This window comes from Kitasatospora sp. NPDC008115 (assembly GCF_042957205.1).
Lineage (GTDB): Bacteria > Actinomycetota > Actinomycetes > Streptomycetales > Streptomycetaceae > Kitasatospora.
The window spans coordinates 1-21909 of the sequence record NZ_JBIBHU010000051.1 but is presented as its reverse complement, the minus strand read 5'-3'; the positions used below and the strand labels follow the sequence as shown (position 1 = coordinate 21909).

Annotated in this window: 22 protein-coding genes and 1 pseudogene; 14 read left to right on the top strand and 9 right to left on the bottom strand. The window is 72.3% G+C overall.

Annotated elements, in window-relative coordinates:
• Positions 1 to 210: 210 nt before the first annotated feature.
• From ACFZBX_RS35870 to ACFZBX_RS35860, 3 genes are all read left to right on the top strand, one after another.
• Positions 211 to 762, top strand: coding sequence for a GNAT family N-acetyltransferase (locus ACFZBX_RS35870; protein WP_391538002.1), 552 nt, complete (start codon positions 211 to 213; stop codon positions 760 to 762).
• A gap of 152 nt (positions 763 to 914) precedes the next feature.
• Positions 915 to 1667, top strand: coding sequence for a TnsA-like heteromeric transposase endonuclease subunit (locus tag ACFZBX_RS35865; RefSeq protein ID WP_391538001.1), 753 nt, complete (start codon positions 915 to 917; stop codon positions 1665 to 1667).
• A gap of 98 nt (positions 1668 to 1765) precedes the next feature.
• Positions 1766 to 2266 carry a hypothetical protein gene (locus ACFZBX_RS35860; protein ID WP_391538000.1) on the top strand — a complete coding sequence of 167 codons (501 nt, stop codon included), beginning with the start codon at positions 1766 to 1768 and terminating at the stop codon, positions 2264 to 2266.
• Between the two features lie 37 nt (positions 2267 to 2303).
• Here the strand turns inward: ACFZBX_RS35860 and ACFZBX_RS35855 are convergent, their stop codons facing one another.
• Entirely contained in the window at positions 2304 to 2558 is a 255-nt protein-coding gene (locus tag ACFZBX_RS35855; protein ID WP_391537999.1) for a hypothetical protein, read from the bottom strand.
• A 241-nt stretch (positions 2559 to 2799) separates the two neighbouring features.
• Positions 2800 to 3297, bottom strand: coding sequence for a hypothetical protein (locus tag ACFZBX_RS35850; protein ID WP_391537998.1), 498 nt, complete (start codon positions 3295 to 3297; stop codon positions 2800 to 2802).
• Positions 3298 to 3616: 319 nt separating this feature from the next.
• Between ACFZBX_RS35850 and ACFZBX_RS35845 the strand changes: the two genes are divergently transcribed.
• On the top strand, positions 3617 to 4984 hold the full coding sequence (locus ACFZBX_RS35845) for a hypothetical protein (protein ID WP_391537997.1): 1368 nt from the start codon (positions 3617 to 3619) through the stop codon (positions 4982 to 4984).
• A 115-nt stretch (positions 4985 to 5099) separates the two neighbouring features.
• Positions 5100 to 5702, top strand: coding sequence for a hypothetical protein (locus tag ACFZBX_RS35840; RefSeq protein ID WP_391537996.1), 603 nt, complete (start codon positions 5100 to 5102; stop codon positions 5700 to 5702).
• Positions 5703 to 5733: 31 nt separating this feature from the next.
• Here the strand turns inward: ACFZBX_RS35840 and ACFZBX_RS35835 are convergent, their stop codons facing one another.
• The 3 genes from ACFZBX_RS35835 to ACFZBX_RS35825 are packed head-to-tail and all read right to left on the bottom strand — an operon-like array spanning position 5734 to position 7023.
• Positions 5734 to 5991: a hypothetical protein gene (locus tag ACFZBX_RS35835; RefSeq protein ID WP_391537995.1), complete on the bottom strand. Its 258-nt coding sequence runs from the start codon at positions 5989 to 5991 to the stop codon at positions 5734 to 5736.
• Positions 5992 to 6025: 34 nt separating this feature from the next.
• Positions 6026 to 6511: a hypothetical protein gene (locus ACFZBX_RS35830; protein ID WP_391537994.1), complete on the bottom strand. Its 486-nt coding sequence runs from the start codon at positions 6509 to 6511 to the stop codon at positions 6026 to 6028.
• Positions 6508 to 7023, bottom strand: a complete 516-nt coding sequence (locus tag ACFZBX_RS35825; RefSeq protein WP_391537993.1) for a hypothetical protein — start codon at positions 7021 to 7023, stop codon at positions 6508 to 6510. Before ACFZBX_RS35825 ends, ACFZBX_RS35830 begins: the two co-directional genes overlap by 4 nt.
• 833 nt (positions 7024 to 7856) lie before the next feature.
• On the opposite strand from ACFZBX_RS35825, the gene ACFZBX_RS35820 reads away from it, so the two are divergent.
• Positions 7857 to 9233, top strand: coding sequence for a hypothetical protein (locus ACFZBX_RS35820; RefSeq protein ID WP_391537992.1), 1377 nt, complete (start codon positions 7857 to 7859; stop codon positions 9231 to 9233).
• 1121 nt (positions 9234 to 10354) lie between these two features.
• Positions 10355 to 11221 carry an aromatic prenyltransferase gene (locus ACFZBX_RS35815; RefSeq protein WP_391537991.1) on the top strand — a complete coding sequence of 289 codons (867 nt, stop codon included), beginning with the start codon at positions 10355 to 10357 and terminating at the stop codon, positions 11219 to 11221.
• Here the strand turns inward: ACFZBX_RS35815 and ACFZBX_RS35810 are convergent.
• Together ACFZBX_RS35810 and ACFZBX_RS35805 are read right to left on the bottom strand one after the other, a co-directional pair.
• Positions 11203 to 11607, bottom strand: coding sequence for a hypothetical protein (locus tag ACFZBX_RS35810; RefSeq protein ID WP_391537990.1), 405 nt, complete (start codon positions 11605 to 11607; stop codon positions 11203 to 11205). The two genes, ACFZBX_RS35815 and ACFZBX_RS35810, sit on opposite strands and share 19 nt — an antisense overlap.
• On the bottom strand, positions 11607 to 12176 hold the full coding sequence (locus ACFZBX_RS35805; RefSeq protein ID WP_391537989.1) for a hypothetical protein: 570 nt from the start codon (positions 12174 to 12176) through the stop codon (positions 11607 to 11609). Before ACFZBX_RS35805 ends, ACFZBX_RS35810 begins: the two co-directional genes overlap by 1 nt.
• Positions 12177 to 12675: 499 nt before the next feature.
• Between ACFZBX_RS35805 and tap (ACFZBX_RS35800) the strand changes: the two genes are divergently transcribed.
• The 7 genes and pseudogenes from tap (ACFZBX_RS35800) to ACFZBX_RS35770 all read left to right on the top strand — a co-directional run bounded on the left by tap (ACFZBX_RS35800) (position 12676) and on the right by ACFZBX_RS35770 (position 20212).
• On the top strand, positions 12676 to 15060 hold the full coding sequence (gene tap, locus ACFZBX_RS35800; protein WP_391537988.1) for a telomere-associated protein Tap: 2385 nt from the start codon (positions 12676 to 12678) through the stop codon (positions 15058 to 15060).
• A 91-nt stretch (positions 15061 to 15151) separates the two neighbouring features.
• A complete protein-coding gene (tpg, locus tag ACFZBX_RS35795) occupies positions 15152 to 15697 on the top strand; it encodes a telomere-protecting terminal protein Tpg (protein WP_391537987.1) in 546 nt (181 codons plus the stop codon).
• Positions 15698 to 16096: 399 nt separating this feature from the next.
• Positions 16097 to 16636 carry an RICIN domain-containing protein gene (locus tag ACFZBX_RS35790; protein ID WP_391537986.1) on the top strand — a complete coding sequence of 180 codons (540 nt, stop codon included), beginning with the start codon at positions 16097 to 16099 and terminating at the stop codon, positions 16634 to 16636.
• Positions 16637 to 16849: 213 nt separating this feature from the next.
• Positions 16850 to 18715, top strand: a pseudogene (gene tap / locus ACFZBX_RS35785) (telomere-associated protein Tap); the annotation flags it as partial.
• A gap of 520 nt (positions 18716 to 19235) precedes the next feature.
• Complete coding sequence (locus ACFZBX_RS35780) at positions 19236 to 19415, top strand: hypothetical protein (RefSeq protein ID WP_391537985.1); 180 nt, start codon at positions 19236 to 19238, stop codon at positions 19413 to 19415.
• 120 nt (positions 19416 to 19535) lie between these two features.
• The gene (locus ACFZBX_RS35775) at positions 19536 to 19805 is read left to right on the top strand and encodes a hypothetical protein (protein WP_391537984.1); all 270 of its coding nucleotides are present in this window, start codon (positions 19536 to 19538) and stop codon (positions 19803 to 19805) included.
• Entirely contained in the window at positions 19763 to 20212 is a 450-nt protein-coding gene (locus ACFZBX_RS35770; protein ID WP_391537983.1) for a hypothetical protein, read from the top strand. Before ACFZBX_RS35775 ends, ACFZBX_RS35770 begins: the two co-directional genes overlap by 43 nt.
• A 230-nt stretch (positions 20213 to 20442) precedes the next feature.
• On the opposite strand, the gene ACFZBX_RS35765 is transcribed toward ACFZBX_RS35770, so the two are convergent.
• A complete protein-coding gene (locus ACFZBX_RS35765; RefSeq protein ID WP_391537982.1) occupies positions 20443 to 21225 on the bottom strand; it encodes a hypothetical protein in 783 nt (260 codons plus the stop codon).
• Between the two features lie 43 nt (positions 21226 to 21268).
• A complete protein-coding gene (locus ACFZBX_RS35760) occupies positions 21269 to 21502 on the bottom strand; it encodes a hypothetical protein (protein ID WP_391537981.1) in 234 nt (77 codons plus the stop codon).
• Between the last annotated feature and the right edge of the window lie 407 nt (positions 21503 to 21909).

The window sequence follows — 21909 nt, the reverse complement described above, 5'->3', positions numbered from 1 at the left end:
CAGGTGACCAGGACGACAAGAGCCCGGTGAACCGAGAGGTTCACGCCGGGATCTGTGGGAGCCCCGGGGTGAGATTCCCCGGGGCCACCCGACCATCCGATCTTGACCATCACCGGGTTCCCGCCACCTGATCTTGACCGATGGTGGGGTTGCCGGACGGGCATAGGGTGATCACCGGTCAGTTGGGCCTGGTTCTCGGGGGAGGGCACGATGAACGAGTCGGAAGAGCGACTGGACTGGAGCGACATGGACGTCGCCGAGGGTGACCCCGGCAACGTGGTGGAGTTCCTGGGGATGTTCCACGACGACAGTTCGTGGCTGGTACCGGTGCAGTACGTCAACCTGGTCGAAACGCTGGAGTGGGAGGAACCCCCTCCGATCGCCAAGCAGGTGCTGCGCCACGTCCGGGACGGGCAGGTGCGAATCTGCCGGGACCTGCTCACCCGCGTCACGGGCGGCTCCGTGCTGACCGACGAGGCCCCGGAGTTCGCTCCCGTGGTCGAGGAACCCGAGCTCTACCTGCACTTCCTGGTGACCAGGGTGAGGTTCCGGCAGTTCACCATGGCAGCCCTGGTCGCCGACGCCCGAGCCGAGGCCGCCCGCCGTGGCGCACGACTGCTCCGGACGCACTGCTGGGCCGGCGAGGACGGCCGCGTGGTCCGTGAGTACGAGGAGTTGGGATTCACCCCGACCCTGGAGTTCGAGGAGCTGCGGTCGGACGGATCGCTCTGGCCGGGCCAGATGCTCCAGGCCCAGGTGTGAGCAGGTGGTCAAACTCACCTGCCAATCGGTCAAGGTCACCCGTCAAAGGTGACCGCTCTCACTCAATCGAGTCGTTTACTCAGCGAACCCAGTCGTTTGGCGTTCCGTCTCAGTGAACCTAGGCGTGTAGGTGATCGCGCTGGGGGTGCTGGGTGGCTGTACCGGCTGGGGTGGATCTTCCGGGACCGTACGTCGAACTGTCGTACGTGGACGTTGTACGCGAGCAGCAACGGCGTCCGCTCTTGGACTGTGCGACGACCCGTTTCGAGGACGTGGCACCGGTGCGGCCCTTCCGGTGGTCTCGCGGTGAGCGTCACTTCGCAGGCTGGTACTGGGCCGCGACAACTGGGCAGCACGTCGGCTTCGAGTCCTGGTTGGAGCGGGATCAGCTCCTGCTCCTGGACTTCGACCCGAAGGTGACGGGGATCGCCTCGCAGCCGTTCTGGCTGTACTGGCACGACGGCGAACGAGAACGTCGGCACGCCCCGGACTACTTCGCCCGCTACGCGGATGGCTCGGCGGCGGTCATCGACGTCCGCGCGGATGAGCGGATCGAGCCGAAGGACGCGGAAGCGTTCGAGGCGACACGGATGGCCTGCGCTCAGGCCGGGTGGGCGTTCGAGCGGGTCGGGACGCCGGAGGCGGTGCTGCTGGCGAACGTGCGGTGGCTGTCGCGCTACCGGCACCCGCGGTGCCTGCACCGCCCGGTTGCCGACCGGCTGCGGGAGGTCTTCGCGGAGCCGGGCCCGATGTTTCCAGGGGCCGACGCCGCGGGCGACCGGCTCGCGACGCTGCCCACCCTCTTCCATCTGCTCTGGCTCCAGGAACTGGCCGTCAAGGGGCTGGCGGTCGAGCTTATGGGACCGCGCACGGTCGTGAGCCTGGCCGCCGGGGGTAACCGGTGAGCGGGAGGGGACGGAAGGTCCCGCCCACAACCCGGATCGCGGAGTTTCCCGAGACGGCGGCCGAACAGGCCCGTTGGTGGGAGGGGCACATTCTCGAAGTGCTCCACGGCCTGCCGTTGGACGCTTCCGAAGGAGCGGTGCCGCGGCCGGAGTTCGACCCGAGACGGAACTCACTGGCCGAGCGTGAGCGAGCCAAGGCGGCCGAGCTGACGGCGGCCGGGCACCGGGTGACAGCCAGCGGGATCAAGCAGCGGCGCCAGCGCTATCAGCGTGACGGACTGATCGGGCTGGCCGACGGCCGGTCCGCCAAGCAGATGCCGCCTTTCGGCATGGTCGATGCGGTGGTGGTGGAGGCGATGCGGCAGGCGATCGGCGAGACGGCCGAGGACTCGTCGAAGACGATCGGGTTCATTGTCTGGCGGGCCAAGGAGATCCTGGCTGGCCAGGAGGAGGCCGCCGATGTCGATGTTCCTTCCCGGGCCACCCTCTACCGGCTCTACAGCAAGCTGGCGACCGGCACTCATGCGACGGGCTCGGCCCGAACGCGCCGGTCGGTCAACGCACGGCCACCCGGCCCGTTCGGGGCCCCTGGCAGCTGACGATCCCGGCGGTCGGCGCCGGGAGCGGCGCGATGGCCTACTTCGGCTGGGAGTCTTCACGCACCGCAGGGGCGGCCAAGGCCACCAGGTTGTCGGTCCAGCAGTCGCTTTCTTTCGTCGCGACTTCGAGACCGCAGCCGGAACAGACGAGGTTGGGGCCGTCCTGGCCCGCGAGGCCGCAGCAACCATTGAGGCGGCGAGCATCGGAGTGGAGTGCCGTCCCCGGAACGTCATCGGGGTGAAGGATCAGCAGGGAACCGTCGAAGTTGACCTTGAAGGTTCCCTGAGCCATCCGTGGTGAAGCGACCTCGTGGCCAGGCGGGCGCTCAGGGCCTCTCAGCGGCTCCCCAGGCTCCAGCTCGCCAGTCAGAGGCTGCTGACAGTTCACGCAGTGAAAGACAATCACACGACCAATTCTGCCTGGGCGACATCATGGGCATGAAGTCAACTGTCCTCTGACAAGCGATCACGACCGATTGACAGGTGAGTTTGACCTCCTGGCGCGGCGTGAACGCACTGTCTGAGCCCGGCCGTCAGGACAGCGGGCCGGCCAGCAGCTGGGCGGCCAGGTCGTGCAGTTCGGCCACCAGCTCCTTCGTCGGCCCGCCGCAGTGCTCCTCTTGGTCCTCCGCGCGGTACAACCATCCGCGGACCGGCCACAGCGGCGAGCCGGGGTCGTCGGCGGGGCACAGCTCAAAGCCGATCCGCCCGGCCGCCACCAACGGATCGATGCGGCCGTCCAGCAGGTCCCGCAGGCAGTACCGGGCCAACGCCAGGTCACGGCCCTCGACGGTGGCGGGCAGCCGAAGCACCGGCCAGAGTTCCTGCTCCACCTCGGCCAGCAGCCGGCGCGCCTCCAGAACCTCCCCGTCAGAAAGCACGCCGAGCTCCCACAGACTCGGGGTGTCCACCCCGCCGGCCAGCGCCGCCCGCGCAGCCTCCACCGCAGCACCGACCGACTCCGGATAACCGACGGTGCGTCGCTCCAGCAGCACCCGGCGCAGCGGTTCCAGTGCCTCGTTCAGCTCCATGGCGCGAGCGTAACCGCCTACTCCGGTATAGATCGACGCGTTTTGATCCAGCGGCAGTCGGCGCACTCCAACACCGTGTTCACCACGACCCCTCAGCCTGCCGGGCCGACCCGCAGCCGTCTCACCCAATCCAGTCCACGCAGGTCAACACGACCCGGCCCGACTAACTTCACTGCGACAGGTCAAAAGGTCAGACTGACCCGTCTCAGCGAAGTTTGATCAGTCTCGCCGAAGTTTGACGGCTTGGGCTTTGTCTCATCGGACTTTGACCGCTGTCGGTGTGGGGCGGTGTCGGTGGCGGGGTCTACGGTGCGGTGCCGTGGACGCTACTGATCTTGACCGTCAAACCCGGACCCTGTCCGGCTGTATCCCGCCGTCGCTGGTCGCCCGGCTCCTCGAACTCGGCCATGAACAGGAGGTGGAGTCCCAGGCAGGCCAAGGCGAGTGGTTCTGCGCACGAGCGTGGGCTCAACTCCTCGGTGGGCGCGGTCAGCATGAGAGCGCGCTGGAGGTCCTCGCTCCGTACATCGCGACGGGCTGGTGGCCGGCCGCCCGGGCCCGAGCCGAGCTGCTGGAGGACTGGGGGCGCCCCGATGAGGCGATTGCACTGTGCCGCCCGTACGCGCAGGCCGGAGACCACCTGGTCCTGGACTTCTTCGCACGGCTGCTGGCCCGCCACGGTCAGGCAGCCGAGGCCCTGGCACTGCTGCGGCCCGGGATCAAGGACTGGTTCCTGGCCCGGGCCCTGGTCGACGTCACCGAAGCCGCAGGCCAGGACGAGGAGGCGGCGCAGCTGCTGGAGGCCCGGATCGAGGCCGCCGTCCCGGCCTGTGACGACCCCGACTGCCGCCGGCTCCGCATGGAGCCCTCCAACGCCTTCGACCTGCTCGCCACCGTCCGGGAACGACAGGGCCGCCTCGACGAGGCGATCGCCCTGCTGCGCCGTCGCGAGGTCACGTCGGTCAACAATCGGGACGCGTTGGCGGACCTGCTGGCCAGGCATGGCCGGATCGAGGAACTTCGCGTGTACGCCGCCTCCGAGTATCACGGGCATGCCGTGCGGAGTCTGGCCGAGGTGCTGGAGGAACGCGGTGACGTGGAAGGAGCGATCTCCGTCTACCGGACGTTCGCTGAGAAGCCCCATGGCATGTGGCGTGTAGCCCATCCTCTGTCCCAGCTCCTGGTCCGGCACGGACAGGCTGACGAGGCGATCACGGTGATGCGTGCCTTGGCGGACTCCCCGGGTGGTGCGGATGACTGGGTCGCCGACACGCTGTGCACCCTGTATGCCGAGCACGGCCGTGCCGACGAGGGCCTGGCCTACCTCGATGCCCTCAAGGAGCGGCGTGACGGCGAGGAGGAGTGGGACTTCTTCCGGATGCGGCTTTCACTCATGGCCGATTGCGGCCTACGTGACGAAGCGATCGAGCAGGCCCGGACACACCCCGAAGGCGACACCTGGTACGCGGCCTGGTCTCTCTCGGACCTGCTCGCCGGAGCCGGCCGCATCGAGGATGCCGTCGCCGCCCTCGAACAGCATCCCGTCTCCAACAGCAGCGTCCTCGCCCACCACCTCATCGATCTCGGCCGCATCGAGGATGCCATCCGAGTTCTCCAACTCCGGCCAAGCGTCGTCCCGGTCCCCGACCCCTGGGACGGCACCTACTCCAACGAACCACCGTTCTGACCCAGCGTTGTATCTCGCTCTTGCTGGTGGAACTTGCAGTCAAGGTTCGCTGAGACTGGTCATACTTCGGTGAGACGGGACAACCACCCGCGGGAGCCAGCATGTCGTCGAGGCCGTGGCAGGGCTGCTGGCGTGCCACGAGCAGCTCGGCGACGAGGCGCTGGCACTGCTGGCGGCCGAGGAGGAGACCACGGCCGAGGGCCGGCTCGCCACCATCCGGCGGATGCGGACCGGCCTGCGTGACGCCGCCGTCCACGGCAGCGCCGTGCTCGGCCTCGACGGCGTGGTGAGCCATGGCGCCGGCGGCACGCCCGTCACTCTGCTGCCCGCCCTGCGCCCGCAGCAGGAGCTGCTCCTGGAGGCCTGGGAGCTGGTGCAGGAGTCGGTGGAGCGCCTCGAGGGCAAGGTCTTCACGGCGACGAAGCGCAGCCCGGGCCTGGCCGTCGCGCGGGTGCCCGAGCGGACGGGTGCCGCGCTGCTGGGCTTGCGGGACGGGGTCCTTGCGCTCGGCCGCGAGCTGGACGAGCGGGGCCTCGATGAGGACGCGGCGGAGTGCCGGCAGTCCGCGGAGGTCCTGGAGCGGCTGGAGGCCCGCGTCTGCCCGCTGCCCGCCGCCGTCGTCCCCCGGCCCACGGCCGAGCAGGTGATTGCCGCGATCCGGGCCGACCCCGCCATCGCCCAGGCAGCGGCCGTCGCTCTTCAAAGCGCCAGCGGTTGAACCACCGGGCGGGGAACGGCGGCCTGCCCGGCTACCGGCTCGGGGCGGCGCCGTCGATCGCGGCGAGCAGGTGGGCGTGGACGGCGGCGGCCGCCTTCTGCGTGGCCGGGTCCTCGCTCTTCAGCTGCGGGGCGATCAGTTCGACGGCCGCGGCGAGGACCGGCACCGGCACGGTGGCCTCGCGCAGGTGGAGGAGCTGGGCGGCGGCGAGCTCGCCGGGGGTGGCCTGGGCGTGGGCGTCGGGGATCAGGGAGGCAAGGCCTCGTGGGAGGGGCTGAGTGCTGGTCACCTGCCCTATTCTTCCGTGCTCCGGGCGCGGGCGGTCACCACGGCCGGTCGTCGGGCTCCCCGTCCGGCAGGGGGCCGTGGTGGTGGCGGGCGATCGCCTCCAGCAGCGCCTGGCGGGCCTGGCGCCAGCGGACGTCCTCGGCCCGGCCGGTGGAGGCGGCCTGCTCGGGCAGTGCCCGGCCCTGGGCGGCCGCGGTGAGGTCGGCGGCGAGAGCTCCGATCGCCTGCTGCCACTGGCCGAGCTCCAGCAGAAGGCCGCGCACCAGCTGGTCGACGGCGGTCGCCGGATCGGTGCCGAACGGCCGTGCCTCCGCTGCGGCCTCGGCGAGGACGTCCTCGTCCAGGCCGTCGAAGGCGTCCCGCCACGGCTCCGCACGCTGCTCGAAGCGCTCCAGGACGGCGTGCAGCGAGGCCTCGACGGCCTGCGGCGACCAGGGTGGCGGGGTGCGCGGCGCGCGGACGGCGTCGCTCAGCGCCTGGGCGGCGCCGGGCCCGAGCGCCCGGCGCCTGGTCGTGTTCATCCGGCCGAGCCGGTGGCCGTGGTGGCGGCGCGGCCGGCGGTGGTCGCGGCGTCCAGCTCGTCGGCGAGCAGGGTGAGCTCGCGCGGCAGGTCGCCGAGCACGCAGGACGGCATGGCGGCCGCGAGCGCGCACACCGCCACCAGCGGCAGCCGCTCACCCGGCGCGAGCTCGGGCAGGGTGCCGGTGTAGGTGGCACCGAGCAGCACGTCCGCGCCGAGCGAGTAGCGCAGCTCCTCGGCCAGCTGGCCGTCGCAGCCCGGGATCACCTCCTGGTGGCTGGCCCGTTCGATCCCCGCGGCCGCGTGCTCCAGGGCCAGGGCGTGGCGCTCGTCCTCCTGGCGGCCGGCCAGCTCCCGCACCCACCCGGCCGCAGCTTCGCCAGCGTCGCGGCCCCGGTGGAGCGCGGCCAGCTGGACGGGGTCGAGTGCCTGGTCGTCGGGCCCGGAGGCGGGTTCGTCCTCGGCCCGGCCGGGTGAGGCGGGCAGCGGCAGCCAGGACAGCGGAGTCGTCATACCGGTGCAACCGCCCGCCGGACCGGACGGTCACGGGTGTAGCAAGGCCACCCTTGTGGCACCCGGGCGTGCTGCTGCTCCCTGTGGAGCAAGGCGGCCCTTGCTGCACACCCTGCTGCTGCTCTCGGCGGTGCAGCGGCAGCGCGTGCTGCGCCGCCGGGTGCTGCGACTGCGACGGCCCGCGCAACCGCCGGCTGCGCAGCGGCCGGAGCCGGGTGCGACGGTGCGATCTGGTGTCGCAACCGCCCGGATCACGATGCGCAAGGGCGGGTGCGGGCCAGGCACGCGGAGTGCGATGCCGCAGGTGGGGGCGCTGCGACGGGGATCGCGGTGGCGGGAGCCGCAGGCCTTGGCCGGGCGGTCGGCCGGGGCGGCCGCTCCCCGGGCCGGGCTCGGGACGGATGCGCATGCGCATGGTGGTGGGCGGGCCGTTGCGCATGCGCAGGGTGCCGTTGCGCAGGGGGTTGCGCATGCGCAGCGGGACAACCGGGTCGTTGCGCGGGACAACCTCGGATGAGGGGTCAGCGGGTAGCAGGACAAGGAGGCGGGCGGCCACGGCCGGTGACGGGACAACATGCAGCGCTGCCGTACCGGGCAGCGGGACAACGTGCAGCAGCGCCTGGTGCAGCAGCACGTTCGGTTGCTGCTGCACCTGTCGCTTCGTGCGGCAGCGGAGGTGCAGCGCTTCCCGCCGTGCCGCGCCCGGAGCAGCCGGGGGAGTTTCGGGCCGGTCCGTAATCCGGGTTCCTGGACGGCCGCCTGGACGGCCGGGAGATTCGGGCCGGTCCGAATTGGGCTGGGGTCTGGGTGATCGTCAAGGTTACGATCCCGCCATGCAAAACGGATCGGTCCGAAATTCTGGCGCTGCCGACGTGCCGTTGTTCGACGTGGTGGTCGGGGAGGTGTGCCGACGGCGGGAGTGCGGGAAGACGGTGCCGGCGCCGGAGCCCGGCAGGCGCGGGCGCCGCTCGAAGTACTGCTCGACGGCGTGCAAGTCCAAGGCCGCCCGGGACAAGGCCAAGACGGATGCCGTCCGGGCCGGCCTGGAGGGCGCGCGGGCGGACGTGCTGCGGTTCGCGGAGGCGGCCGTGGAAGCCGCCCGGACGTTCCTGGACACGGTGGACGCCGACCCGACGGGCGCCTACGACACCTTCCAGCGCACGCTCGCCTCGTCCGGCGTCCGGACGCAGGAGGCCGCCGAGGACGTCCGGGACGAGGTCCGCTGGCCGGGCCTGACCGGGACCGGGCTGGAGCTGCGCCGGGCCGAGGAGCTGCTGACGCGCCCGGACGTCCTGGCCCGCGTCGACCCCAGGGTCCTGGCCCGACGGCCCGCCGGCCCGGCGGATTCGGACCGGTCCGTAAATCCCGCCCCGGCGGGGCCCGTGCCCACGCAGGCGGTTTCGGACCGGTCCGAAAAGGAGCCAGCCCCGGCCGGGGCGGCGGCTTCGGATCGGTCCGAAACCCCGGAGGCCGCACCGGCCACGGGCCCTACCGCCCGCCCGGCCGACCGGGCCGGGGACTTCGAGACGGCGCGCCGCGCCGCGTGCACCAGCCCGAGCATCCGGTTCGGCGAGCCGCACCGCCTGTACGACCTGAGCCCGACACTCGGTGAGGGCTGGCAGGCGGCCTCCTGGGACGACCCGCAGGCCGAGGACGTCCACCAACTGCTCCACCAGGGCCGGCCGGTCGGCTGGACCGCGCCGCTGCCCGACGGCCCCTGGGGAGCGGCCGGGCACATCGCCGCCGAGCACCAGGGCGAGCAGGCTGCTGTGATCCTGACCGACAAGACCAGCGGCGCCCGCACCCACCGCACCGTCGGCGACGCCCTGGGCGCCCTCCAGCGCGCGCACGCCACCCGGCTGCGCGCCGAGCGGGCGGTGGCCGACGTGCCGCACCTGGCCCGCAAGCGCCCGACCGGCTGGAGCACACCCTCCGACCGCGCCCTGGGCACCCCGACCCGGCACGCCCTCGGCGACGGCCTGGTCCGCCTCATCTGGCCCAGCCACCCCGGCGTCCAGGAACTGCAACGCGACGGCCAGCCGGCCGGCTGGATCGAGGAGTACGACGTCAAGCGCGGCACCTGGACCGCCCTGATCGACAGCAGCATCATCGCCACCGCCGCCAGCGGCGAACCCCTGCTCTGCCCCAGCGCCGACACAGCCCTCGCCCTGCTGCGCCGTGCGCTCGGCGAACACCTCACCCGCGGGTAGACCCGCACCGCGTGGGCCTCGCACCGCGCCGCACCGCGCGTCGGCGTTTGGGCATGCGGGCCCTGATGGCGGGTGGTGTCGTCGGTCACGGACAAACCAGGAGGACAAGGCCCTTGACCTGGGCGAATCGGGCGGGACAACACGCTGGTCAAGGAGTCGGACAAGGGGAGGGGGCAGGTCGCGGACAAGGGGGCGGCGTGCAGTGTCGGCGGCACCCAGGCGCTGGTCCGGGTGCCGGGGCCGGCCACCGCGCCGGCTCCGGCCTGCTGCTGACGGAAGGCCACCTCGATGACCACCACCTCGCTCGCCACACCCGGCCCGGACGACGACGACCAGGCCTGCGCCGACCACCCGACCGGCCGCCCGGCGCAGGCCTCGCCCACCCGGGACAAGCGGCCCGCCGCCGCCTTCGTGGGCACCTCCGCCGGCATCTCCGCGCCTCCGGCGGCCGACGGGGCCGTTTCCGCAGGCCGTCAGCCCCGGACAAGGGGCCGAAGCGGTGGCGACAACCCTCTTCCCCACGCTGCCGAGGTGCGGTGGAAGCGGGGTTCGACACAGCTGGTCAGGAAGGGGGTCCTGGTGTCGCTCGCCCTGTTCCAGTGCACCACCGCCGGCGCTCGCCGGGATTGCCTGCGAGGTCGGCTTCATGGAGCGGGCGGTGAGTTGCGGCCCTTCCTGCCGGGTCTCCGGGCCCAGGGGACAGGCGGTTTCCGGCCGTCGGCGTTTCAGCCCTTTCGGCCTTCGGTGTCGCTCGGGCCAGTGTGGTGTCTGGGGGATTCGGTGCCCGCTGACCTGCGCTTCCGTGCTGGTCGAACCTCTGGCAGTTGTTTGATCAACTGCCTGGAGGGATACCGTATGGAACGTACATCCGGAACCTTTGGCTCGCGGGCCGTCCACCCGACGCGCCGGTGCCGTGCGAGGTCTGGTGGGGTGGCGGGCGGCGCCGAGCGAGTGGTTTCCAAACGCGTATGACCCGTCCGTCGAACGAATTTCGAACCGGCGTGGTGTGGCGTGGTCCGCATTCCGGATCGACACCAGCTTGGCGTAATAGGCAACTGTGAGAATGCTCGCTGCGAGGCCAAGATAGTGGGGTGACTCCCTCGAACAATGGAGCTCCGAGAATGGCGCGCACCGAATTGTCCATCGATGATCTGAGTCGTGACTTCGCCGGTTTCACCGGCTCCGTTCGTGCACGCTACGATCGAGCGGTGGTCGACCCCGTGTTGACGGAGTTGAGTGACCTCTGGACCGATTCGTGGGTCGGACTCCGCACGACTACGAAACCGCGCCGCGAGTCGAGCCTCAGGATGCTGTGCGGCCCGGGCGAGAACCCCATCGATCGACTTGTCGATGCGAACCTGCTCAAGCTCGATGACCACCGAATCAGTGCTCTCGTATCGGACCTGAGGTCGCTCGGACCGATCGAGCAGGGCGTGGATCTGGAATCGACCCGCGGTGTGGAAAAAGTGTGGCTGTGCTTCCGGGAGCCAGTATCGTCCGACGACCTCCTGGGGCTGGCCACGCTACCGCAGTCCATCTACGACCACCGGGTGCATCTCGCCAAGCAGACCGGGCGGATCGGGGCGGTCGGCGTGAACTTGACGGAGAAATCCATCAATGTTTACTCCATCGTGGAAGGGGAAGATCTCGGCACAGGTGATGTCGCAGAAATTTTGGGACAGACGGGCATTTCGCCTCCGGGCGACGACGAGCTGACCGTGAACACGCAGGCATTCCGCATCTACCGCACATTCGGCTGGGACGCGCCGGACATGCGGAGGATCTGTTTCGCCACCCGGTTCCTTGCGGAGGATCTCCCCGTCCGGCTGCATCCCGATCTGGCCTCGATCGCCGCGGTCACGCCGTTCGCCGACGGCAATCTGCGCGACTTCAACTTCTACACCTCCTACGGGCCGGCAGGCCACTACTACAAAGTTCAGGCGATGTACCGGTTCAAGGAGCAGTTGTTCTACAAGTCGCGCACGTAGCGCGCGTGGTGGTGTCCGGGTCGTAGGCAGGCCGCGGCTTGCCCGGCCGAGCGCGGGCGTGGTGACCCGTCGCGGAACCCGGTCGCCGCCTCCAGCACGTGCTCGGCCCGGATCCGGTACCGGGTGAGCTGGTCCTCGGTCAGGTCGGCGACCGGCAGCGGCTGGAGGGCCCGCGCCTGGCTGCCGGCGTCGCCAGCCTTCCTGGCTGGCCGCAGGTCCGGGTGGTGGACCAGCCAGCGGATCGAGCGCTGCTCGGTCCGGCCTTCGCCGTCGACCAGGACCAGGCGCCCGAACTGCGGCTCGGCCGACTCGACGGTCCACGGCACCCCGTTGAGCAGGAGCCGGCTGCCGACCGCCAGCTCCAGGCGGCCCCGCCCGCCCGCCATCACCGCACCTCCGCAGGCCCGCCGCCGGGCCAGAGCAGCGAGCCGTCGCCCAGCGGAGAGCCGAGGTCGAGCGCCAGCCGGCGGTGCCAGAGCAGGTGGGTGGCGTGCGCGGGGGCCACCACCGGCAGACTGGTCGATTCGACGACCTCGCCGAACGGCCGAGGCCCGCCCCGGACCGCGGCCTGCAGCTGCGGCTCGAGTCCGAGCCGGTCCGTCAACGGCCGGCGCTGCGAGGACAGGTGGTCCAGCACGCTCCACACGTGCCGGCGCCAGCCGGTCACCACCGTGTAGGCCCAGCCGCAGGCTTCGGCAGCCTCCCGGGCGGCCGCAAACCTCACCGCGTCCGCGTCCTCGACCAGGCCCCGCAGGCGGACGTCGAACAGCCACCGATCGCCGTTCGGCAGCACCGCCAGGAAGTCCGGCGTGTGCCGGGCCTGGCCCCGGACGTGCTCGAAGTCCAACGTGAACGGCTGCGGCAGCACCTCGGCAACCCGCAGGAAGTCCAGCACAACCAGCGGCCGCTGTTCCTCCAGCGACTCGAACCCGTGGTGTCGGCCGGTGGACACCATGAGTGCAGCCCCGGACGGGGCCCCTGCCGGGCCCGCCAGGTGAAGCCCCGCACCGGCCGCGACGACAGCACCGGCACCCCGGTCATGTCCCGTACCGGCCAGGTGACCTGCCCCTCGCCCACCCGCCACGTCCCGCTCCACCGCCGCGTCCAGCCGTCCTCGAGCCGCAGCCGGCTCCGGAACGGCGAGTCGTCGTACGTACAGGCCAGCTCCAGCAGGCCGCACGCGTCGGATCGGATCGACGCTTTCGGCGTCACCGGGTCGGCCATGCTCCCAGGACGGCACCGGCCCTCGGCCCGCCGTACCGGATCACCGAAGTCGTCTGTAACTCACCGTGATCTGATCGCTCCGCACGGATGTACTCGCAATGTAGCTTGCTTCACTCGCAACCTAGACCGCTCCATCGCAACCCGTGTGGTCCGGAACCATCCGTACGGGTTAGGAAAACATTAGATCCAGGGTTAGAAACTGCTCTACGATGAGTGTCAGGAGGTACGAGATGACCGAGGGGATGGACCCGATCGACGCGCTGCTCGCGGAGATCGACGAGGAGGAGCTCCCGCCGCCAGCCGAGCGCAAGCGGCTGCGGACGGCGGCGAGGCTGACCCGGGGCCGGGTGGCCGAGCGGGTCGGGGTGCGGGAGGAGACGATCTGGGCCTGGGAGACCGGGCGGTCGGATCCGCGGCCGCCGCAGCGCGGTGACTACGCCCGGCTGCTGCGCGGCCTGGCCGCCCGCTTCCCCGCGCCCGAGCAGCAGCCGGCGGCCGCCGTGCCGGAGGCCTTTGCCGCCGCCCCGCCAGCCGAGCAGCCGGCTCCGGCCGCGCAGGTGGTGATGCTGGACCAGAACCCGGACGGCTCGCTGCTGATGCAGCAGCCGGCGCCGTGCGTGCAGTGCGGGCAGCCGTCGGTCTACCGGGCTCAGGGCCTGCCGATGCACCTGGGCGGGTTCTGCCGCCCCGCCGCCGTCCCGGCCGTGGAACAGCAGGCCCGGGTGGAGCCGGCCGGGCCGTCGCGGGCCGCCCTGGAGGCGCTCGCCGACCACCCGAACATCGCCGCCGCTGCCGACCAGGCCGCGCCGACCGTCCCCGGGGCCGGACCGGCGGCCGCGCCGCGCCGCGTGTCCTCGTCGCGTCCGGTCGCCTCGTCGCGGGCCCGTAAGGCCCCGGCGCGGAAGCCGGCCGCGGAGGCCGGCCCGTCCGACTGGGAGGCGGCTGCGGCCGCCAGGTTCCCGGTCGGCCCGCTCGCGGTGCTGGACGTCGCGCCGTCCGGCAGGGCGCTGGTGGCCTACCTCGCCGACGGCACGGTGGCGGCGGCCGCGCCGGCCGGCCGCACGCTCGCCGACGTCGTCGAGTGGGCGCTGGAGGTGCAGCTCGGCTCGCCGCGGTTGCACCGGCACGGCAAGGACGGCGACGCCCTGGTCGTCCTCACCGACGCAGCCCTCGCCGAGCTCGGCCTCCCCGCCATGGGCCGCGACGAGAAGCGCGACTTCGTCCAGCGTCTGGGCCAGCTGCCGAAGACCCACAAGACGGTCAAGGCGCTGGAGAAGGCGGGCTGGCTGCTCACCCAGCGCGGCCTCGGGCCGTGGGCGCGGGTCTACCGCACCCCGGAGGACGGCCGGCGCCAGTGCGTCCAGCTGTGCGTCCCCGCCTGGGGCGCCCTCGCGTCCGGCGGCTGGCAGGTTCCCGACGGCCTCACCGCCCCGGGCCTGGCCCGCCTGCTCGGCACCTACGCCACCCGCGTCCTCACCCCCCGCGGCTCCACCGCCGTCTCCGGCCTCGAACTCGTCACCGCGCTGCGCCCGCCGACCCGCGCGGTGCGCACCGAGTCGGGCTGGACGTCCGGTCCGGTGGAGGGATCCCGGCCGAAGGACGCGTTCGATCCGGCGCCGCCGGAGGTGTTGGACGTGCACCCGCTCGCCCAGGACCGCGGGCCGGGCGGCGAGCTGGTGACCGAGGCGTGGGACTGGTTCCGCGAGCTCACCGACGAGGAGAAGAGGACGGCGCTGTACGCGGTCGGCCTCGACGTCAACATGGCGTTCCTCGCGGCCGCCGGCCGCCTGTCGCTGCCGCTGTCCGGGCCCGTGCACGAGCTGAACCCGGTCTTCGACAAGACGCTCCCCGGCTCCTGGCTGGTCGACCTCTCCCATGTCGACACCGACCCGCTGCTGCCCTCGCCGTTCACCGCCGACGGTTCCCGGCCGACCGGGCCGGCCTGGTACTCGACGGTGAAGGTCGCCTACGCCGTCGAGCTCGGCGCCACCGTGCGGCCGACCGAGGGGTGGCTGCGGCACGAGCACGGCCCGTACTTGGACCCGTGGCACAAGCACCTGCGCGCCGCGTATCTGGAGACGATGGCCGCGCTCGGCGTCCCGCTCAACGCCGACCCGCTCGCGTTCCTGGACGCCATGGCAGGCCTCAAGACCGGTGACCCGGCGGAGCTCGCGGTGCTCACCGCGATCAAGCAGACCGCCAAGGGCACCATCGGCAAGATGCGCGAACGCCCCCGCGGCCACGGCTACAAGCCCGGCGAGCGCTGGGCCGCCCTGGACCGGCCGACCTGGGACCCGCTGATGCGCGCCCTGGTCATCGACACCGCCACCGTCAACCTCCACCGCAAACTCCGCAAGATGGCCGGCGACACCGGCCTGCACGCCTTCGCGGTGCTCTCCGACTGCGCCGTTTTCGCCTCCCCCGGCCCCGGCGCCCTCGACATCCTCGCCAAGGCCGACGGCACCCTCACCACCTCGCTGCGCCTCGGCGTCAGCCCCGGGATGGTCAAGTTCGAGGGCTCCCGGCCGATGACCGAGATCGCCGAGCTGCTCGCCGACGACACGAACCCGGCCCGGCACATCAAGACCGGCGGCATCGTCTCCGCCGACGAGTAGTCACCCTTCGGCCCGCCGCCGTCCGGCCGGGCCGCCCACCGATGACCACCAGCAGTGGCCGCCGACCTCGGCGGCCGGGAAGGAGAGCAGCGTGAGCCGGGAGATCGACGAGGGCCTGGAGCGGGCCGAGCGCACCAAGCCGATCCCGCAGTCCGTCCCCGCCCGGATGCGCTTCCTGCTCAAGGGCGCCAAGGGCTCCACCAAGAAGCTCGCCCAGGACCTCGGCGTCAGCCAGCGCACCGTCCAGCGCTGGCTCAAGGGCCAGGGCACCCCGAAGCCCGCGGCCGCCAAGGCCATCGAGCAGAAGGTCCGCGCTGGCTGGCAGCCCCGGGTGAAGAAGCGGGTGCGCCGCGACGCCGAGCAGCGCGGCTTCATGCTCCACATCCAGGCGACCTTCGGCTACAGCGCGGTCGGCGGCTCCACCGACGACCCGCGCGAGCGCATGATCACCCAGAAGATGCCCGGCTCGGTCGCCCAGCGGCTCTACGAGGCCCGCGACGCCGGAGCCAGCCAGGCCGAGCAGGAACGGATCCTCGCCGACGCCCTGCGCGAGCACTACTTCAAGGACAACGGGCACCGCGCCCGCAGCCTCGACGTCGAGCTGAACGACATCGCGTGGCTGGACGTCGAGCTGTAGACCGGCCCCGGCACCCCTCGTGTCGCTGAAAGTGTGACTGAGCGTTTGAGTTGGCGAGCGGCGTGCTCAGTGTCGATCTGCTGGCGACGCGGTCCGTGCAGGGTATTGCAAAGTGGCCTAACGGCCGCCTCGACGAGCGGTACGGGCCGGCGCTGTTCCGCAGCGGGACGTACGCCGGGGGCGAGGTAGACCGTGACCCCCTGAGACGTCGCCGGTGGGACGGAAGGGGTCGCCGGATACGCCGGGGGCTCGACGATGGGCGCAGGTATGGGGGCGGTGAGGAAGAGGTGCGGAGGTTGGGGGATGGCGAAGCACAGCCCTACGGCCGTCCGGTACGGTCGTTATCCGCTGAGTTGCTGTGCATGACAACAGCCTGGCGTGTCGGGAGGGATCTTCATCTTGCTGAAGCGAATCAAGGCCCTGACCATCGCGGCGGCCTCGGTGGCTGCGCTCGGCCTGGGCATGGGCGCGGCGCAGGAGGCCGGCGCCGTCCCATCGAACGTGTGCCAGAGCTCGAACGTCCACACCTACAACGACAATTACGCCGGCGCCGGCCATCCGGCGGAATACCTGGAGGTCAACGGCTGGGGTGGCCAGGGTGCGGCTGTGGGCACCTGGGACTGGGTCAACCAGGACAATGAGCGCTGGTGCCTGGAGAAGGCCGCCGAGGGCGGCTGGTACTTCCACCCGAAGTACAACCCGAACCTGTGCCTGGACGTGCCGGGCAACAAGTTCCCGAACAAGATGGTCGTATGGACCTGCAACGGCCGGATCAACCAGCGGTTCGACATGAACAACCACGGCCCCAACGGCCAACCGACCGGCGGTCACCTGTGGTCGGTGAGTGACAGCCGGTGGCTGCTGGACAGCACCCACCACAACGGAGGACAGGTGGGCATGGCCTACTTCTCCGACGGGGCGGCGACCCGGTGGCAGTAGTCCTCTAGTAGCACAACGAAACCGCGCCGCCGCCCCTGGGACACTGGGGCGGCGGCGTTTCGCTTATCGATCACGGACGATCTAGGTTCTTCAGCTCACTGAGGGGCCGAGCCGTTTGCGGCTGACACGCAGCAGCCCGCACCCTGACCCGCCTGGAGCCGGGTCGCCGCGCCCTGGAGCGCCTGGCCGCCGACCCCCGCCACCCCGGTCTCTGCTCCCACCGCTACCCCGACCGCGCCGACCGCCCCCGCGCCCGCGCCCGGACCGGCGAACGCGCCGCGCCGCATGGCCTCGTCGCGCCCGGCCTCCTCGGCGCGGGCTCCGAAGGCCCCGGCGAAGAAGGCCCCGGCGCGGAAGCCGGCCGCCACGGCTGAGGGTCCGGCGGACTGGGAGGCGGCCGCGGCCGCGCGGTTCCCGGTCGGCCCGCTCGCGGTGCTGGACGTCGCCCCGTCCGGCAAGACCTTGGTGGCCTACCTCGCCGACGGCACCCAGGCGCCGACCGCGCCGGCCGGGCGCACGCTCGCCGCCGTCGTGGAGTGGGCGCTGGAGACCGGGCTCGGCTCGCCGCGGCTCCACTGGCACGGCCGGGACGGCGACGCCCTGGTCGTCCTCACCGACGCCGCGCTCGCCGATTTGGGCCTTCCGCCGCTCGGGCGGGACGAGAAGAAGGAGTTCGTCCCCCGCCTCGGCGCGCTGTCGAAGACCCACAAGACGGTGAAGGCGCTGGAGAAGGCCGGCTGGCTGCTCACCCGGCGCGGTCTGGGACCGTGGGCGCGGATCTACCGCACCCCCGAGGACGGCAAGCGCCAGTGCGTGCAGCTGTGCATCCCCGGCTGGGGCGCCCTCGCCTCGGGCGGCTGGTCCATCCCGGACGGCCTGGACGCCCCCGGCCTGGCCCGTCTGCTCGGCACCTACGCCACCCGGGTGATCACCCCGCGCGGTTCCACCGCCTCCTCCGGCCTGGAGCTGGTGACCGCGCTGCGCCCGCCCACCATGGCGGTGCGCACCGAGGCCGGCTGGAAGTCCGGCCCGGTGGAGGGCTCCCGCCAGGAGGCGCTGGAGCCGGCGCCGTCGGAGGTCCCCTCGATCCACCCGCTCGCCCAGGGCCGGGAGACGGGCGGCGAGCTGGTGACCGAGGCGTGGGACTGGTGCCGGGACCTGACCGCCGAGGAGCGGGCGGCGCCGTTCGCGGTGGGCCTGGACGTGAACACCTCGTTCCTCGCGGCCGCGGGCCGGCTGACGCTGCCCCTGTCCGGGGCGGTGCACGAGCTCAACCCCACGTTCGACAAGAAGATCCCCGGCTCCTGGCTGGTCGACCTGTCCGGCGTCGACACCGACCCGCTGCTGCCCTCGCCGTTCTCGCCCGACGGCGCGCGGCCGACCGGCCCGGCCTGGTACTCCACGGTGAAGGTCGCCTACGCCATCGAGCTCGGCGCCCGGGTCCAGCCGACCGAGGGGTGGCTGCGGCACGAGAGCGGCCCCTACCTGGACCCGTGGCACAAGCGGCTGCGCGCCGCGTACCTGGACACCATGGCCGCCCTCGGCATCCCGATCGACCTCGCCGACACCGACCCGCTCGCGTTCCTCGACGCCATGGCCACCCTCAAGACCACCGGCGACCCAGCCGAACTCGCGGTCCTGGCCGCCATCAAGCAGACCGCGAAGTCCACCGTCGGCGCCTTCCGGCAACGCCCCCGCGGCCAGCACGGCTACAAGCCCGGCGACCCCTGGGCCGCCCTGGAACGCCCAACCTGGGAACCGCTCACCCGCGCCCTCGTCATCGACACCGCCACCGTCAACCTCCACCGCAAACTCCGCAAGATGACCACGGACACCGGCCTGCGCTGCTTCGCCGTCCTCTCCGACTGCGCCGTCTTCGCCACCCCCGGCCCCAGCCCCCTCGACATCCTCACCAAGCCGGACGGCACCCTCACCACCGCGCTGCGCCTGGGCGTCAGCCCCGGCCTGGTGAAGCACGAGGGCTCCCGCCCGATGCCGGAGATCACCCAGATGCTCGCCGACGGAGAGAACCCGGCCCGCCGCATGAAGCCGGGCGGCGTCGTCTCCGACGACGAGTAGCCGGCCCTCACCGCGGCCCGCCGGCACCCGCCCGGCGGTCCGCACTGCCACCAGCACCGCCGCCACCACGACGTGACGCCGCCCCGCAGTCCGGGGCGGCGGGAAGGACCCGATACCCCGTGGGAGAGATCGACGAGGGCCTGGAGCGCGCCGAGCGCACCCGCCCCATCCCCGTGCACCTCAACACCCGCGTGCGCTTCCTGTGGGAGAAGGTCGCCAAGGAGGACACCGCCCGCCTCGCCCAGGCGGTCGGTGTCTCGGTGCGCACCGCGCAGTGCTGGGTGCACGCGCTCAAGGCCGTCGCCGAGGGGGAGCTGAAGGGCGACATTCCGATGGCCAAGGCGAACGCGGCCAAGGTCGAGCAGGCCGTGCGTACCGCCTGGCAGCCCAGGGTGAAGAACCGGGTCCGCCGCGACGCCGAGAAGAACGGCTTCACGCTCCACTTCGCCGCCACCCCGGCTTCAGCGCGGCCGGCGGCTCCACCGACGACCCCCGCGACCGGCTCCTGGAGAACCTCCGGATGCCCGGCAGCGTCGCCCAGGCCCTCTACGCCGCCCGCGACACCGGCGCCACCGAAGCCGAACAGGAGAAGCTGCTCGCCGACGCGCTGCGCGAGCACTACTTCCAGGCCCGGGGAGGCCGCGCCCGCGGCCTCGACGTCGAGCTGAACAGCATCAACTGGATGGACCTGGAGCTGTAGACCGACCCCGGCACCCTCGTGTCGCCGAAAGAAGAGTCCCGACCGCCCTCCGGCGGCCGGGACATTTCCATTTCTGCGACCTCTTGCGTGAATTCACCGACGAAATTCGGGAGGACCGAAATGACCGACACCAGCGACCACGACAGCCCCAGCGGCGCGCCCGGCACGCGGATGCCCGTCGCCCTCGACCTCGTCTCCGGCGAGCTGATGATCCCGGCCACCGCCGTCACCGCGCTGCTGCGCGCCGTCGCCGCGAACTGGACCACCGGCCCGTGCCCTGTCGGACGTCGGGAAGCGGCGCGGTTCGCCGCCGCACTCGCCTGCGTCGCTGACCAGGTCGACGCCGAGTGCATCGCGGCCGCCGGCCAGACCGCCGGCCCTACCGGCTGACCCGTCGCCCGCAGCCCACCCCAGGGCCCGCCCCCACACCGGGGGCGGGCCCTTCCGCATGCCCGCACCGAAGGAGACCCCGATGCCGACACTCCACTACGCCCCCCGCCGCCACCCGCACCCTGCGCTGCCTGAAGCGCCGCCGAGCGGACGCGGCGAAGCTGCGCCGCATCCGGCGTGTCCTCGGCCAACTCGCCGCCGACCCCCGCCACCCCGGCCTGCACACCCACCGCTACCACGCCCTGCCCGGCCACGCGGGCCGGCGCGTCTTCGACTCCTACGTCGAGAACGGCGCCAACGCCTGGCGGATCTACTGGACCCGGGGCCCGGACACGGCCGGCCGCCCCGAGCACGTCGGCCAGGACGACGGGGTGCTCACCGTGCTGTCCATCGGCCCGTATCGCTGACTTCCGCCCAGTACCTGCTGTGCCCGGCGGCGGGCTGCCGGGCGTAGGGCGGTTGCTGGGACTGGGGGCTGAGGGCAGCCGTGCCATGTCCTCCCCGTGCGGCTGGCTTCCCACCGGCCGGGCCCGGCGGAACGCCCCCCTCGTTCCCCGGGGCCCGGCCGCTGCGCTGCACGCCGCTGCGGGCCGCCGCCCTGGCCGCGCTGTCGCCGAGCCCGGCCGGACCGGCGGCATCAGAATCGCTCGGTGGCTCGCGGGTCGCCGGACATCACGTACCGGCGGCAGGCAAGCAGTTCCTCGGTACTGCTGCCGATCTCCTCCCCCAGGATGTGCAGGGCCTCCTCGGCGTCCCGGTCGGCGACGTGCCCGGGCGCCACTCGCAGGGCGAGCAGTCCGAGCCCGCGGTGCGCGTCCAGCCGCTGCCGGGCGAGGCCGTGTCCCCGGACAACGTAGGAGCGCCACTGCTCGGTGCTCCAGCCGTCGGGGCCGCTGGAGACGGCGAGCTCGGCGGCCGGCACGTCGGGCCGGGAGCGGACGTCGGCGACCGAGCGCGCGACGATCTCGGCGACGACCGCGCCCTCGGGCGGCCGGCCGTCCTCGGCCTGGGCGTCGGCCAGGCGCTCGGCGATCAGGTCGGTGAGCTCCGCGAGCCGGCCTTTGAGGTCGACGACCGCCCGCACGGGCAGCATCAGGCCGGTGTCCCACGCGTGGGACAGCTGCGGCCCGGCCTGGCGGGTGACGGTGTCCTCGATCGCTTCGGCCGCGGCCGCCAGGTCGAGCAGCCGGTAGGCGGTCGAGCGGCTCACCCCGAACTCGGCGCTCGCGTACGCGGCCCAGCCGGTGTACCCGAGCGCGGTCCACACCCGTGCCCGGTGTGCGGCGCGCACCCGCGCGGCCAGGACCAGGACGGCGGATCGGACCTCCTCGATCGCGGCGCGCAGCTCCCCGGTCAGCCGCCGTGCCTCGGCCTTCGAGGCCGGAGCGGCGAGCTCCCGGTGCTGGTCGGACTCGCCCATACCCGACCCCTTCCCCGAGGCGGGCGCCGGAACCCCGGACGGGTCAGGCCGCCGGCTCCTGCGCGGCCTGCGGCCGGGCGGCCTTCTTCAACTTCATGAGGGCCTCGTGCCGGTTGCCGGCCGTCGCCCAGAACGGGTGGGCGTGCAGCTCGGCGCCGACCTCGGCGAGCGCGAAGCGGTGCTCCTCGGCCGGGTCGGCGGCCCAGGCGGCCTCGGCGGCGTACCACCGGCGCTGGAGGGCGAGCAGGTCTTCGGGAAAACCGGAGGAGTCGGACATCCGGCCATCGTAGATCGCACGCCCGTGCGACCGGCGGCGCCGGTCCCGCGCCGGCGGGGTGAGCTTGACCGGAACGGCCCACGGGCCGCGGCGCGGGCGGATACCGTCGCCAGCAGCGGGCCGGCCTCGGCCGCCTGAAGGGGGCTGGGAGAGACCTGGGACACCCCTGTCCCAGCACCGTCCCACCGCGCCCGCTATGTCCGGTTTGCTGGGACAGTCCCAGGCCATTTCCCCAGGTCACGGCGAAACGCGCCCAGGCCTGAGACACAGCGCGAAGGAGTCTGGTGACCGACCAGCTGACCTGTGACAAGCGACCTTGACCGTTTGCGTGTGTCCTGAACGTGGAGGTGGGTTCGTTGTAGGAAGAACCAACTGATGCGATGTTGCGTGGGAGATGAAGGTTGTGG